Consider the following 13256-nt stretch of genomic DNA (forward strand, 5'->3'; position numbering starts at 1 on the left):
ATTTGCCGCCAGCTTCCTTCAGATTCGCAGTCGCCCGCGACACCCTTGCTATTGGCTAACCCTTCCTACTACAAAGTGGGTTCGGGACTTGCACCCTATAGCAGATCGCCATGCCTGGCGCACACAATGAAGTCCCGACATGGGGTCGGGACTTGCTGGCACTGGGGCACCTTACCTGAAAGCAGGTGGTTCCTATTGATATGTTAGGCTTTCCGAAAAACGTATATACGAATACGTTAGTACATTAATTTGTGATGTAACCTTCATCGTCTGAAAAATAAAAAAATACAGACGGTCAGTTCACGGGGTATTTGACGGCAAACCCACCAGTATTGCCGGAAAGCACACCCCGCAGAACCGTGTCTGATATATAACTTTAGTAAAGAACAGGAAATATTTTAGCCGGCCGTGTGAGATGCCGGGGCGGTGCGGGTCAGGTATGTTACTGAAAAATTTACCACCAATAAATTTGCAGCATACCGTTCCCGCGAACCTCACCAGGCATTCTATTTACAGCTTACAGAACGCAAGATCATTTACCGGCAGCAACAACTATTACCATAGCGGGCCGGGTTGTAATAACGGGAACAGGTAGATTGTAATGCTGAATGTAGCGATGGTTTTCGCAGTCCACTCTTCAGGTTGTGCTGTTTCATATTGTGCTGTTTACACATTTTAAAATACTGGCACAGCACCTTGCTGGTGGATCAAAGGATGCCGGGAGCAATTGCCATACTCCCCTGCGACGGTAGCGACACTATTAGTCTACCAAATCGGTAGACAAATATACATAGGGAATTAATATTTCCAAACAGATATACGAAAAAAGTTAAAAATATTTTTTTACCCCAGTTTAAACGGCACCTTCGGTGCCGTTTAAACTGGGGTACGCAGGACGTCCGCCCTGCTTGCTCCAGTTACGCTGAGTAATGGAAGATTTCCTCCTACACAATTAAGGTGAGTACTGGAAGCGTAGTGCCCTGCTAATCCCTTTTTACCATCTGCATTACTATTCAATCTCCCGATATTAACGCTACAAGAATAGCATTGCCCACATTGTGTTAAAATCCTATAATTTTGCGTCATGAAAGAACATGTTAAGAACGTCCTGCTCATTATTATAGGCGCGTTCATTTTTGCAGTAGGTATCAACTACCTGGCCATTCCGAGCAAACTCTCAGAAGGCGGCGTGATCGGTTTAACCATTGCAGCCTACTACTACTTCGGATGGTCGCCAGGCATATTGAACTTTATTGCCAATGCCCTGCTGATTGTAGTAGGTTATAAAGTACTCGACAAACGAACCATGCTGTACACCATACTGGGAATCATCTTTTGCTCGCTATGGCTATACGTTACTGAAAATACCATGCGACCGGTAACACAAAACACGCTACTGGCAGCCGTATTCGCAGGTTTGCTGGTGGGCATCGGCATCGGCCTCGTTTTTCTCTCGGGTGGCACCACGGGAGGCTCAGCTATTATCGCGCGACTGGTCAACAAAGTATTTGGCATCTCCCTGGGAAATGCCATGCTTATCTTTGATATCATCGTTATCTGCCTGTCCGCCTTCATTATCGGCCTGGAAAATACGATGTATACCTTCATCGCGGTATATATAGGCGCGCGAACAGTAGATTTCATCGTGGACGGGTTAAATACCAAACGCGCGATCACCATCATCTCCCAAAAATCAGAAATACTGGCCGATAAAATAACAAAAGACATGAAACGTGGCTGTACCGTGCTGCATGGACATGGCGCCTATACGAAAGAGAGCAAGGAAGTATTATACGTAGTGATTGGTAAACAGGAGCTGATGCGGTTGAAAGGACTTGTGCAGGAAACTGATCCGGAAGCTTTCCTGGTTATACATGAGGTACATGAAGTATTAGGACGTGGGTTTTCTATGTAATTACCCGATAAATTCTTCCACCTTCGGTGAAAGAATTTATCGGGTAGGGCGCTGGGACCTGGGGTCCCAGCCCTACCCGATAAAAATTATTTCGTTAATGATTTAATCAGGTTCACCTCCGTTGAATCATAAGGCTTACCATCAGGCCAGAAAATATCGTGGAACCATACTGCCGGCTCATCCCCATTGGGCTTAGGATCATTCCAGGCATATTTAGTATTGGTTTTACCCGCTACCAGTCCCCAGTTGATGGCAGCAATCTTTTCTTTTTTCAGCAACGGCAAAATATTATCAAAGCGACTGTTACGCGTACGGGCCATATACTCCGTGCAAATCAACGGACGACCAAACTTCCGTAAAGTATCTATCGCTTCCTGGTGCGCATGCTCATCGTTATAATTATGGTAGGTGATCACATCGGAATTTTCCAGCTGGAACTTATTAAGGTCAGCCAGCGCCGGCAGCCACACACCTGCTGATAAGGGCTGGGAAGGATTTGCCTCGCGGCCCCAGTGAAATACTTTTTGCAGCAAGTCCATGCTCTGATTGCCATAATTACTGTTGCCCGGCTCGTTGTACAGGTCCCACAGCACAATGCGGTCGTCGTTAGCAAAGGTTTTCATAACATCCTTAACATAGGTCTCGAGTGTATCCGCCAGTTTCGGGCTGGTATGAATAGCAGAACCCGGATCTCTCACCCAACCTGAATTGTGAATACCTGGCTTTGGAGCCGGCTGAGGACCACTGGCCGGATTATCGTTCCAGCAGTCGTCAAAAAACACGAAAATGGTAGAAATGCCGTGTTTTTTGGCAATTTCCAGGTATTTAGTCATGCGGCCTTTAAAACCTGCAGCATCTTCCACCCATGGCAAATGGTGGAGATATACGCGCATAGTATTCAAACCTATGCCTTCCGCATATCCCAATTCACGGTCAATTGTAGCGGAATCAAAGGTGGCTGCCTGCCACATTTCCAGCTGGTTGATGGCTGTACTGGGAATAAAATCCGAACCCCGCATCCAGGGCTTCGATGCATACCATTCGTTGGCTTTTTCCTTGGACCAGATACTTCTCTCCCCCTGCCCACAGGCAAATAACATTACAGCACAAACTAATAATACGTGGAACATTGATGATTTATACATATGGTAAAACTTTTGACAATGGGTATGCTCTAAAAATAATCAAATTGAATATCGGTTGTATATAGAATTTGCTTTTTGTGAGATGGAACGCTATCTTGTAAGTGGCTCTTATGAACCTTTCTTATCCTTACCATCTTATCAACCAAATTTAGCGTCAGATGACACAGACCGCCCAACGATTTCTTCCATTGGATGTATTCCGTGGATTAACCGTTTGTTTTATGATCATTGTAAATACCGGAGGTACGGGTGGCGTATATGCACCGCTCGAACACGCCGCCTGGCACGGATTTACACCAACCGACCTGGTTTTCCCTTCCTTCCTTTTTGCAGTCGGCAATGCGATGAGCTTTAGTATGAAAAAGTTCAACACGCTTGCACAATCGGCCGTGCTCGGTAAAATATTTAAACGCACTGCCATCATATTTCTGCTTGGATTTCTGATGTACTGGTTCCCGTTTGTACATCATACAGAAAACGGCCTGGCAGCTAATCCGTTTTCTCACACCCGCGTATTTGGTGTATTACAACGCATCGCACTCTGCTACTGCTTTGCTTCTCTCCTCATTTACTACTGCAATAAAAAAATGGTGTGGAGTATCAGCGCCCTCCTCCTGCTGGGATACTGGGCCATCCTGTGGTTTTGCGGTACACCCGGCGATCAGTACGGTATTCATGGCAATGCAGGTTCGGCATTGGACCACTGGCTGTTGGGAGATAATCACCTGTACCACGGGGAAGGATTTCCCTTTGATCCGGAAGGACTGCTCAGCACCTTTCCTGCCATCGTAAATGTGGTAGCAGGTTATTACGCAGGTTTGTTTATACAGAGAGAAGGCAAGTCCACCGCCGGTGTACTCAAACTATTACTGGCCGGCGCACTCCTCATCGGCGCAGCCTGGTTATGGAATCCGCTGTTTCCCATTAATAAAAAATTATGGACCAGCAGCTATGTGCTGCTCACGGTGGGCATAGACCTGATCATACTATCGATATTAATCATGCTCATCGACATTATGGGCATTACTGCCGGAACCGGCTTCTTTACTGTATTCGGGAAGAATCCATTGTTCCTCTATCTGCTATCGGAAGTAATGGCGATATTATTTTACTTTTTCAGGGCAGGTAACGTCAACGTATATACGTGGATCAATGAAAACATTTTTCAACAGTTGTCGCCGGGCAAATTCGGCTCGCTGCTTTTTTCCTTATCCTTTATGCTGGTATGCTGGCTGGTAGGTTACTGGCTGGACAGAAAGCGTATATATGTCAGAGTATAAGCAGATATTGTTACATTAGCGACAAATATCAGGATATATGGAACTTTCATTAAAGGGAAAAACAGCTTTAATATGCGGCAGTTCCCAGGGGATAGGCCTGGCTACTGCTATTGAATTGTCGCTGCTGGGTGCCAGCTGCATACTGCTTGCCCGCAATGAGGAGCGACTGGAGGCCGCACTGGCACAGCTTCACAGCGGTACCGGCCAGAAGCACAGGTATGAAATTGCCGACTTTTCCGATATCAATGAGGTGATCAGTGTAGCCAATGATCTGGCTGCTACTACTCCTGTTCACATTCTGGTAAACAATACCGGCGGCCCTGCCGCGGGGCCTATCCTGGATGCGGAAACAAAGGCTTTCGCCAATGCTTTTGAGCAGCACCTGCTTTGCAACCAGGTATTGGCGCAGGCACTGGTACCAGGGATGATTGATGCCGGTTATGGCCGCATCATCAATATTATCAGTACTTCTGTAAAGGCGCCGTTGAAAAACCTGGGGGTATCCAATACCATCCGCTGGGCAGTGGCTTCCTGGGCCAAAACGCTGGCCACAGAGGTAGCACCGCATGGCGTTACGGTGAATAATGTATTGCCGGGATCTACGTCTACCGGGCGACTCACCGCTTTATTTGAAACATCAGCCAAACAGCGGAAGGTTTCTCCGGAAACGGTTTCGAAAGAATGGCTCAATGAAATACCGATGAAACGCTTTGGTGAACCTAAGGAAGTGGCTGCACTGGCGGCTTTTCTGGCATCGCCGGCAGCTGCATATATTACCGGCACCAGTATTGCGGTGGATGGCGGGAAAACACCGGTGATGTAATAAATTATTCATTTCCGCCTTCGGCGGATTGTGTTTTGTTGTTTTATGATTTTAAGTAAGAGGGACGGTGCCTGGAGCACCGTCCCTCTTACTTTATAGCCCTTGCTCCGTAAGATTTTCAACAAAATGATTATTGTGGTGTTAATCAAAAGCAGATCACTCAATCATCCCGCATGAAAGTCGCTTTATTCATACCATGTTACATCGACGCCATTTATCCTGAGGCTGGTATTGCCACCTATGAGCTGCTGGAGCGATTTGGACTGGAAGTGGAATATCCGCTCAATCAAACCTGCTGCGGGCAGCCAATGGCCAACGAAGGTGACCAGGAAAATTCCGCAGCGGCAGAACAATTGTTCGTGGAAAATTTCAGCGGATATGAATACATCATCGGGCCGGCAGGCAGTTGTGTGAAACATGTGCGCCATCATCTCGATGCCATTCCGCAAACAACTGCTGTTAGGGAAGTAAGAACACGAACCTATGAGCTGGTGGAGTTCCTGTATGATATACTTAAAGTAGAAGCTTTTCCATGGGCTTATTTCAGATATAAAGCCAGCTTACATAACAGCTGCAGTTCCATCCGTGGCTTACACATTGCACAGCCATCTGAACATATGGCCCCCTACTACAACAAAAGTGAGGAATTGCTGAAAATGGTGGAAGGCCTGGACCTTGTACCGCTGGATCGCCCGGATGAATGCTGTGGATTCGGCGGCACTTTTTGCGTAACAGATGAAGCCGTGAGCGCACGAATGGGCCTTGATAAAGTGCATGATTATAGCCGTCAGGGAGCAGAGTATGTGATTTCCCCGGATATGTCCTGCCTGATGCATCAGCAGGGTATTGCCCGCAAAGCGGGAATTGATATGAAGTTTATCCACATTGCCCAGGTATTAAATGGCGGACCATTTTAAAGGAAGCATATGGCAAAACAACGTGTAGACGTTGCCGGTAATGCGGCATCGTTCATAGATCAGGATGATATTCATGAACCGTTTCATGACAAAAACCTATGGGCCGCACGTATGAAGCGGGACGCGGCTGCCAGGGCAGTTCCTGAGTGGGAGGACCTGCGCACCATCGCCTCTCTCATCAAAGAGCACACGCTCACCCATCTGGATCATTACCTGGAAATGTTTGAAGCCAATGCCATCAAACGGGGCGCAAAAGTATACTGGGCCAGAGATGCTGCTGAACATAACCAGCAGTTATGGGAGATATTATCTGCCCGTAACATCGATGCAATTATTAAAAGTAAGTCCATGCTGCAGGAAGAGTGTGGCATGACGGCTTTTCTCGAAAACAGGGGTATATCGGTGACTGAATCCGACTTAGGTGAACGTATTCAGCAGCTGGATAACCAGCCGCCGAGCCACATTGTGATGCCGGCTATTCATAAAACACCGGCTGACATTGCAGCAATTTTTGCAAACGCGATTGGCACAGATCCTAACAATACAGATCCGCATTATTTGAATGAAGCCATGCGGGCAGATGCGCGCAAACGCTTTCTCAAGGCCGGTGCGGGGATGACGGGCGTTAATTTCGCGATCGCTGAAACCGGGTCTTTTGTGGTATGTACCAATGAAGGAAATGCGGATATTGGTGCATCTGTACCACCCATACATATTGCCAGTATGGGTATAGAGAAGTTATTACCAAAGGTGAGTGATCTGGGAATTTTTATCCGGTTGCTTTCCCGTAGTGCGCTGGGCACTTTGGCGACGCAGTATACCTCTCATTTCAGTGGTCCGCGAAAAGGTGGTGAGCTGCATATCATCATAACGGATAATGGTCGCAGCAAGCGTTTGGGCCTGGATGATTTCTGGCATAGCCTGAAGTGTATCCGTTGCGGTGCCTGTATGAATACCTGCCCGGTATACCGCCGCAGTGGCGGGCTGGCCTATGGCGCTACCTATTCAGGGCCTATCGGCATTATCCTGGACCCTACTTTTGATGAGTCAAAATACAGTGAGCTGCCTTACCACTCTACCCTTTGTGGCTCCTGCTCGGAAGTATGCCCGGTGAAAATTGACATCAGCGATCAGATTCTGAAATGGAGAAAGGTGATGGCTGCTAAAAAATATTTGCCAATTAGTCGCCGGCTGGCCTTTGGTGCGGCCGGAAAGGTATTTGAACACCCTACCTTGTTTCATGGTGCAGAAACTGCTGCCAGCGCCGCCATGAAAGTCACCCCGCACTTCCTGCTCTACAACCGGGGATTAAATCCGTGGGGGCGTCACCGTGAGTTACCACACTTCGCGAAGCAAACTTTCCGGGAGTGGTACCTGCAATATAAACAGCAAGACAACGAAGAACCGCAACAATAACTGTACACTTTAAAACTGATAAGATGAATCTCAACCCGCGTGAACAAATTCTGGATGCTGTCCGCCAACATTTGCCGACCGAGAAAGTTGAATATCCGGCAGTTCCTGTTTTTCAGAAAACTATTCCGGTGCTGTTGCCTGCTTTTGAGGCTCGTTTGAGAGATGCCGGCGCTACGGTGCACAAACCTGCGGACCTGGCTGCGGCGCAGGCGTTACTGGCGCAGGAGCATGCCGATGCTAAAGTAATCTGCAGTGCTACGCCCGACTTGCAGGGCAACAGGGATATTCATAAAGTGATAAACCCTCATGAGCTGGCTGATGTGGATGTAGGCGTTATCCGTGCCGGTTTTGGCGTGGCTGAAAACGGAATGGTATGGCTTACCCAGGAAGACCTGGTGGTCAATGCGCTGGGCTTTTTATCGCAGCACCTTGTTATTTTACTTGACCCTGCAGCGCTGGTAGCTGATATGTATGATGCCTATTTGCGGGTACACCTGGAAGATACTGCATATGGATGCTTCATGATGGGCCCTTCTGCCACCGCGGATATAGGAGCAGTGCTGGTGCACGGGGCACAGGGAGCCAGGAGCCTGAGTGTCTACCTGATATAATAAGTAACATCAGCACGGGTGATTGTAGCTGATACTGAACAGCATACCATCGCGGAAATGGAGCAGGATACCGGCGTCACCTTTAGGAGATTCTCTCAGGAGTATGACATCGGATTTCCCTTCATTTTCCGCCTGCTGTACCGCCATGGGGAAGAGTTTACGGGCATCTTCCCAGGAGATGCGGTTATGCAGGGAGGTGTGGCCGGTACAGCTATTGCTAACAGTTCAGCATCCTCCTGATTCTGGTTATTCTGGGAGGCCATAGTGGCGCTGAGTGCCAGCAGGCAAAATACGCTGTACATAGTTTCCCGGTTATACGGATAAGGGCTTCCTAAAGCGTTACGAAATTATAAACTTCCTTTGGTTTTCGTGGGTTCCAAATTAAAGCATAAAACTATTGGAAAATGATAATTTTATGCAATCGTTTGCATAAATGAAAAAGTGGGGTTACTTTCGGTTAATAATCCACGTAATCGTTATGAAAAAACTAGCATTATTCTGCCTGGGCATGGGCATGTGCAGCCTTGCCGTGGCGCAGGAGAGCGACATTGCCATTGTACGGAAGGTGGCGGATCACCTGATTGGGCATGCCGGCTTTAAATTTATTGGAGACAACAACCAGACCTATACTTCCAGCAAGGATATACCTGCCGGGGTGAAAGTAAAAGTCGCCGACCCTACCAGTAACTGGCATTATCCGAATGGGGTGACCAACATTGCCATGATGGATCTGGCGGCTTACACGAAAGACAGCAAGTATAGTGACTATGCGAAGCGTCACCTGGACTTTGCCTTTGACAACTGCAAACCATTTGAATTATTACAACAACAGAATAAAAAGTATCCATCTTTCCCTTTCAACCAGCTGATTAATTTCAGGGTACTGGATGACTGTGGTGCGATGGGAGCCAGTGTTTTAGATGTGTATCAACAGGTAAAGCGCCCTGAGTACAAGACTTATATTGACAATGCAGCCAATCATATTTTCAGTAAACAGGAGCGTTTGCCTGACGGTACTTTCTGCAGGCCTAATCCTTACCAGTGGACTATCTGGGGCGATGATCTGTACATGAGTGTACCGTTTCTGGCGCGTATGGGCAAGCTCACCGGTGAAAAGAAATATTATGATGATGCCGTGAAGCAGGTGTTACAGTTTTCCAAATACCTGTGGGATGAGAAAGCCGGCTTGTATGTGCATTATTACTACGAGGATCTGAAACGCCAGGGGGTGGCTCATTGGGGCCGTGCTAACGGTTGGGTAATGATGGCGAAGGTACAGTTACTGAACTTCCTGCCGAAGGATCATCCGGGCAGAGCGGCGGTAGTGGCTGATCTGACCAGACAGATACTGGGTGTGGCACCATATCAGTCGGCATCGGGTATTTTCCACCAGGTGCTTGACAAAACAGATTCCTACACCGAAACGTCTGCTACTGCGATGTTTGCGTATTGCATTGCGCGTGCGGTGAATGAGGGCTGGCTGGACAAGCGCTATATCACCATTGCTGAAAGGGCCTGGGAAGGGATTGTAAAGGAGAAGATTACAGAAGAGGGTTTGCTGAAGGATGTATGTATTGGTACGAACACCTCTGCGGACATTAGTTTCTATTACAACCGCCCGACTGAGTTAAATGATTTTCATGGCATAGGTCCTGTGATTGAAGCGGGCATTGAGGTTGCGCGGTACCATGCAGCTAATCCACCAAAGAAGAAGTGATCGTGATTATAGTATGAAACAATCGAAGGGGGCGCCTGTTGCGGGCGCCCTTTTATTTTTTACTTGTTCAGCATTTTTTTGAGTTCTCCTTCGCAGGCCTGCACGTTTTCCCAGATTAGTTTATCCTCGCAAACGGTGCCTTTGTATTTGATGGTGAGTTTTGTTTTCCGGAGGATAACCTGGTAGTATTCGGGTGCGCCGGGGGAGTTTTCCCAGGTGACGATACCTTTTTCATCGATGCCACCTCCGATTTTATCTTCGATGAGGGCATTGACTTTTTTGCGGAGGCTGTCCGGAATGTCGTATGCTACGTCTGTTTTTGTGAGGCAGGTATCATACAAGGGTTTTGTAATGAGGGTGGTAGCTTTGGACCGGGGTGCAAGGCATAGAAGTAACAGGGCTGGCATGACCAGCAACATAAGGGATTTGATACTCATTTTCATGGCATGTGGAATTAATGATGAGGAGATATAGCGTTAGAATAAGTACAGTTTTACGAGCCGGGCGGAATATGCAGATTTTGGTATGTATCGTTTCTTATTACCTATTATTAAAATAGCATATTTAATGGACTTTACAAAAAATAATCCCGGCGGAAGCCGGGATTCTGTGTTTAACTAATATTCAATTGTAAACCCCAAAAATAGTTAAGGTTTGCAGTGCGGTATTAATACCTGCTTTGCAGCATCCAGAGGATTTTTCGGCTGGCGTCTGTCATGCCGGGGGTAGAATCCTGCGGGATGAAGTGTCTTTTAAAGGCGGCGATAGCTGCTGTAGTATCTTTCACGTCGTATCCGATGATACGGAGTGCCTGGATGTTGCTGAAATTATCGGGTACCACTGCATTGGTGGTGTCGCTGAACCAGCCGCCGAAACCTTTTTCGGCCAGCTGCTGCCAGGGGAAGTAGGCGCTGGGATCAACTTTTCTTCCGGGGGCTATATCACCGTGGCCAACGAAGTTGTTGACCGGGATGTTATAGCGATTTTTCAGGGTGTCCAGGAGCACCAACAGGCTATTTATTTGAGTGTCAGAAAAAGGTTCCTGTCCGTTATTATCCAATTCTATACCTATAGACGAGGAGTTGATATCAGTGATATTACCCCATTTGGCGAGGCCTCCATGCCATGCGCGCAGGTAATCGTTGAGCATATGATGAATCATGCCGTCGCGGCAGATCACATAGTGCGCGCTTACCTGGGTTCTTTCCATTGTAAATGTTTTAAGCGTTTGTTCGCAGGAATTCTGTGCAGTATGGTGGATGATCACCAGGTTTGGCTTTCGCAGGTTAAAATTGGTGGTGCCTACCCAGTATGGAGGGGTTAATCCATCAGCGCCGCGGTATGTAGCGGGTTGCTGTCGAATAGTACTACCATAATTTTTAGCCTGACGCTTGTACGTTTTATTAGCAGCGTTGTATGGGTTTCTGGCACAATTGGCCAACACCATAGCCATCACACATGCAATAAGGATTCCGGCGTAGCGCTTCATTTAAATACTTTTTTAAGTTAGGATTAATCGCTGAATTGTTTGATGATGGCCGTCATCGGTTTACGAAAACAGCCACAGCATTGCCATTTCAGGACATATTTTTCGTACTGGCCGTGCGTACTGCTATGGTATAGCAGTTATAATGGTGGAGGAACGGCTGTTTATTTTCCATCACCGGCATTGACTACTTTATTGGCGTGTAAGTAATCCGATTAAGTTCAGGGATTTACTTTTGTTGCCAGCAGGTTTTTGATAATGCCTCTTCTCACCTCGAACATTTGCTGGGTAAGTTCCCTTGCCCTTTGCAACACCGGCAGTTCCGCTGTTTTGGGTGAGCCTGCATGAAAAGGTGGTTGCGGATTATATTCCAGTTGCAGTTGAATTACTTTGGCCAGCTCTTCTCCACCGATCATGGCTGTGAAAGACAGACCAAAATCAATGCCTGCTGTAACGCCGCCGCCGGTGATACGGTTTCTGTCCTTTACGATTCGTTCCTGTACTACTTCTACATCGAACATCCGTAGCAGGTCCAGCGCACGCCAGTGTGTGGTGGCCTTATAGCCATCCAGGAGGCCGGCTGCGGCGAGTACCAGGGCGCCGGTACACACAGAGGTGAAATAGCGGGCTGCGGGGGCTTGTTGCCGGAGAAACCCGAGGATGTTGCTGTTTGTCAACAAATCGTTTATTCCTCTGCCACCTGGCACGAACAATACATCCAGCTGTGGTGCGTTTGCGATGGTGGTGTTTGCAATGAGCCGCAATCCTCCTTCGGCAGTTACCGGGTCTGCTGTTTCTGCGACGGTAATTACTTCGAAGCACCAGGCTTTAGCGAACACTTCATATGGGCCTGTAAAGTCCAGTATGGTTACACCTGGAAACAGCAGCATTCCAACTTTTAATTTCTGCATAACGGGAGGGTTTACGAACCCTAATATAACGTATATGCCTGCATGTTGGTTACCTGAATTGTTCGTATCTGTTGATGGGCAGAATATTATTTAGCTGTGCCAGGTCGGCCGCACTGAGCGGCGCTGCTGCGGAGGCTGCCAAGGCATCGCTGAGGTGCCCTGCTGTTCTGATGCCCAGTATTGCTGCTGTTACTGCTGGTTGCTGCAGTACGTAACGGAGGGCCGTTTGCGAGGGCAGACGCTTATCATCTGACAGGGCGGCAATACCGGCAGCGGCTTGTGCTACCGCTTCTGCAGCATAGTTCAGATAAGGGGTGGCGGTTTTGCCTGCCAGCAGTCCCTTGGCTACAGTTCCGCGTGCCAGCACACCGATGTTGTTATCCAGCAGTAAGGGGAAGCAGGTTTCCTCCGGGCGCCTGTCGAGCAAACTATACTGCATCATTACACTCACGATATTTGATTTGCTCACGTAGGCCCTGATAACTTCCGGTCGTATAGACGAGATGCCGTAGTAGCGGATTTTGCCCTGCTGCACTAGTGTCTCAAAGGCCTCGATGGTTTCATCAATGGGGTCCTGTATGGTACCGCCATGGAGTTGATACAGATCGATATAATCGGTATTCAGCCGGCGCAGGCTTTCCTCTACGGAGGCAAGTATATAGGCTTTGGAGGGATTCCAGTCCCACCCTGAGCCATCGGCTTTCCATTGGTTACCCACTTTGGTGGCGATCACCAGCGCTTCTCTTTTAGTGGCGGCGATGGCTTTTCCCAGAGAGGTTTCGTTGTTACCGTGATCGTACAGGTCAGCGGTATCAAAGAAGTTGATGCCATTGCTGATCGCGTCCTGTATGAGCGTAGCGTTAGCTATATCATCTGCACCGATCGACATACAGCCGAAGCCTACTTCGCTGATCTGCAGGTTGGACCGGCCTAATTGATTGTATTTCATCTTTCTGTTTTTTCAGATTTACGACAGCAGCAAATTAGTAAAAGCATTGGTATAGTATGCACAATTGCAGGATGAAATAGTGGGCC

At 47.9% G+C, this 13256-nt stretch carries 13 protein-coding genes; 8 read left to right on the top strand and 5 right to left on the bottom strand.

Going from position 1 to position 13256, the window contains the following annotated elements; translation table 11 throughout:
• The first annotated feature begins 1084 nt into the window (after positions 1–1084).
• Positions 1085–1915 carry a YitT family protein gene (locus tag KW844_RS22880; RefSeq protein WP_218379116.1) on the top strand — a complete coding sequence of 277 codons (831 nt, stop codon included), beginning with the start codon at positions 1085–1087 and terminating at the stop codon, positions 1913–1915.
• Positions 1916–2001: 86 nt separating this feature from the next.
• Here KW844_RS22880 and KW844_RS22885 read toward each other — a convergent pair whose 3' ends face one another.
• On the bottom strand, positions 2002–3060 hold the full coding sequence (locus tag KW844_RS22885; protein ID WP_255578594.1) for a cellulase family glycosylhydrolase: 1059 nt from the start codon (positions 3058–3060) through the stop codon (positions 2002–2004).
• Between the two features lie 158 nt (positions 3061–3218).
• Here KW844_RS22885 and KW844_RS22890 point away from each other — a divergent pair, with 158 nt between their 5' ends.
• From KW844_RS22890 to KW844_RS22920, 7 genes are all read left to right on the top strand, one after another.
• Positions 3219–4340: an acyltransferase family protein gene (locus tag KW844_RS22890; protein ID WP_218379117.1), complete on the top strand. Its 1122-nt coding sequence runs from the start codon at positions 3219–3221 to the stop codon at positions 4338–4340.
• 37 nt (positions 4341–4377) lie between these two features.
• Positions 4378–5163: an SDR family oxidoreductase gene (locus KW844_RS22895; RefSeq protein ID WP_218379118.1), complete on the top strand. Its 786-nt coding sequence runs from the start codon at positions 4378–4380 to the stop codon at positions 5161–5163.
• Positions 5164–5336: 173 nt separating this feature from the next.
• Positions 5337–6080 carry a (Fe-S)-binding protein gene (locus tag KW844_RS22900; protein WP_218379119.1) on the top strand — a complete coding sequence of 248 codons (744 nt, stop codon included), beginning with the start codon at positions 5337–5339 and terminating at the stop codon, positions 6078–6080.
• 9 nt (positions 6081–6089) lie between these two features.
• A complete protein-coding gene (locus tag KW844_RS22905) occupies positions 6090–7496 on the top strand; it encodes a lactate utilization protein B (RefSeq protein WP_218379120.1) in 1407 nt (468 codons plus the stop codon).
• Between the two features lie 23 nt (positions 7497–7519).
• Positions 7520–8107 carry an LUD domain-containing protein gene (locus tag KW844_RS22910; protein ID WP_218379121.1) on the top strand — a complete coding sequence of 196 codons (588 nt, stop codon included), beginning with the start codon at positions 7520–7522 and terminating at the stop codon, positions 8105–8107.
• Positions 8108–8125: 18 nt separating this feature from the next.
• Positions 8126–8347 carry a hypothetical protein gene (locus tag KW844_RS22915; protein WP_218379122.1) on the top strand — a complete coding sequence of 74 codons (222 nt, stop codon included), beginning with the start codon at positions 8126–8128 and terminating at the stop codon, positions 8345–8347.
• A gap of 238 nt (positions 8348–8585) precedes the next feature.
• Positions 8586–9824: a glycoside hydrolase family 105 protein gene (locus tag KW844_RS22920; RefSeq protein WP_218379123.1), complete on the top strand. Its 1239-nt coding sequence runs from the start codon at positions 8586–8588 to the stop codon at positions 9822–9824.
• A 59-nt stretch (positions 9825–9883) separates the two neighbouring features.
• On the opposite strand, the gene KW844_RS22925 is transcribed toward KW844_RS22920, so the two are convergent.
• The 4 genes from KW844_RS22925 to KW844_RS22940 all read right to left on the bottom strand — a co-directional run bounded on the left by KW844_RS22925 (position 9884) and on the right by KW844_RS22940 (position 13170).
• On the bottom strand, positions 9884–10267 hold the full coding sequence (locus tag KW844_RS22925) for a hypothetical protein (RefSeq protein ID WP_218379124.1): 384 nt from the start codon (positions 10265–10267) through the stop codon (positions 9884–9886).
• A gap of 224 nt (positions 10268–10491) precedes the next feature.
• Positions 10492–11313 (bottom strand): N-acetylmuramoyl-L-alanine amidase, encoded by an 822-nt coding sequence (locus KW844_RS22930; protein WP_218379125.1) that lies wholly within the window; start codon positions 11311–11313, stop codon positions 10492–10494.
• A 218-nt stretch (positions 11314–11531) separates the two neighbouring features.
• Entirely contained in the window at positions 11532–12221 is a 690-nt protein-coding gene (locus KW844_RS22935; RefSeq protein WP_218379126.1) for a DJ-1/PfpI family protein, read from the bottom strand.
• Between the two features lie 49 nt (positions 12222–12270).
• Entirely contained in the window at positions 12271–13170 is a 900-nt protein-coding gene (locus tag KW844_RS22940; RefSeq protein ID WP_218379127.1) for an aldo/keto reductase, read from the bottom strand.
• Positions 13171–13256 lie beyond the last annotated feature (86 nt).

Source organism: Chitinophaga sp. sic0106 (assembly GCF_019219075.1).
Classification (GTDB): Bacteria; Bacteroidota; Bacteroidia; order Chitinophagales; family Chitinophagaceae; genus Chitinophaga.

Coding starts and splice junctions, on each gene's coding strand:
- KW844_RS22880 (WP_218379116.1), top strand. CDS start 1,085: ATGAAAGAACATGTTAAGAACGTCCTGCTCATTATTATAGGCGCGTTC.
- KW844_RS22885 (WP_255578594.1), bottom strand. CDS start 3,060: ATGTATAAATCATCAATGTTCCACGTATTATTAGTTTGTGCTGTAATG.
- KW844_RS22890 (WP_218379117.1), top strand. CDS start 3,219: ATGACACAGACCGCCCAACGATTTCTTCCATTGGATGTATTCCGTGGA.
- KW844_RS22895 (WP_218379118.1), top strand. CDS start 4,378: ATGGAACTTTCATTAAAGGGAAAAACAGCTTTAATATGCGGCAGTTCC.
- KW844_RS22900 (WP_218379119.1), top strand. CDS start 5,337: ATGAAAGTCGCTTTATTCATACCATGTTACATCGACGCCATTTATCCT.
- KW844_RS22905 (WP_218379120.1), top strand. CDS start 6,090: ATGGCAAAACAACGTGTAGACGTTGCCGGTAATGCGGCATCGTTCATA.
- KW844_RS22910 (WP_218379121.1), top strand. CDS start 7,520: ATGAATCTCAACCCGCGTGAACAAATTCTGGATGCTGTCCGCCAACAT.
- KW844_RS22920 (WP_218379123.1), top strand. CDS start 8,586: ATGAAAAAACTAGCATTATTCTGCCTGGGCATGGGCATGTGCAGCCTT.
- KW844_RS22925 (WP_218379124.1), bottom strand. CDS start 10,267: ATGAAAATGAGTATCAAATCCCTTATGTTGCTGGTCATGCCAGCCCTG.
- KW844_RS22930 (WP_218379125.1), bottom strand. CDS start 11,313: ATGAAGCGCTACGCCGGAATCCTTATTGCATGTGTGATGGCTATGGTG.
- KW844_RS22935 (WP_218379126.1), bottom strand. CDS start 12,221: ATGCAGAAATTAAAAGTTGGAATGCTGCTGTTTCCAGGTGTAACCATA.
- KW844_RS22940 (WP_218379127.1), bottom strand. CDS start 13,170: ATGAAATACAATCAATTAGGCCGGTCCAACCTGCAGATCAGCGAAGTA.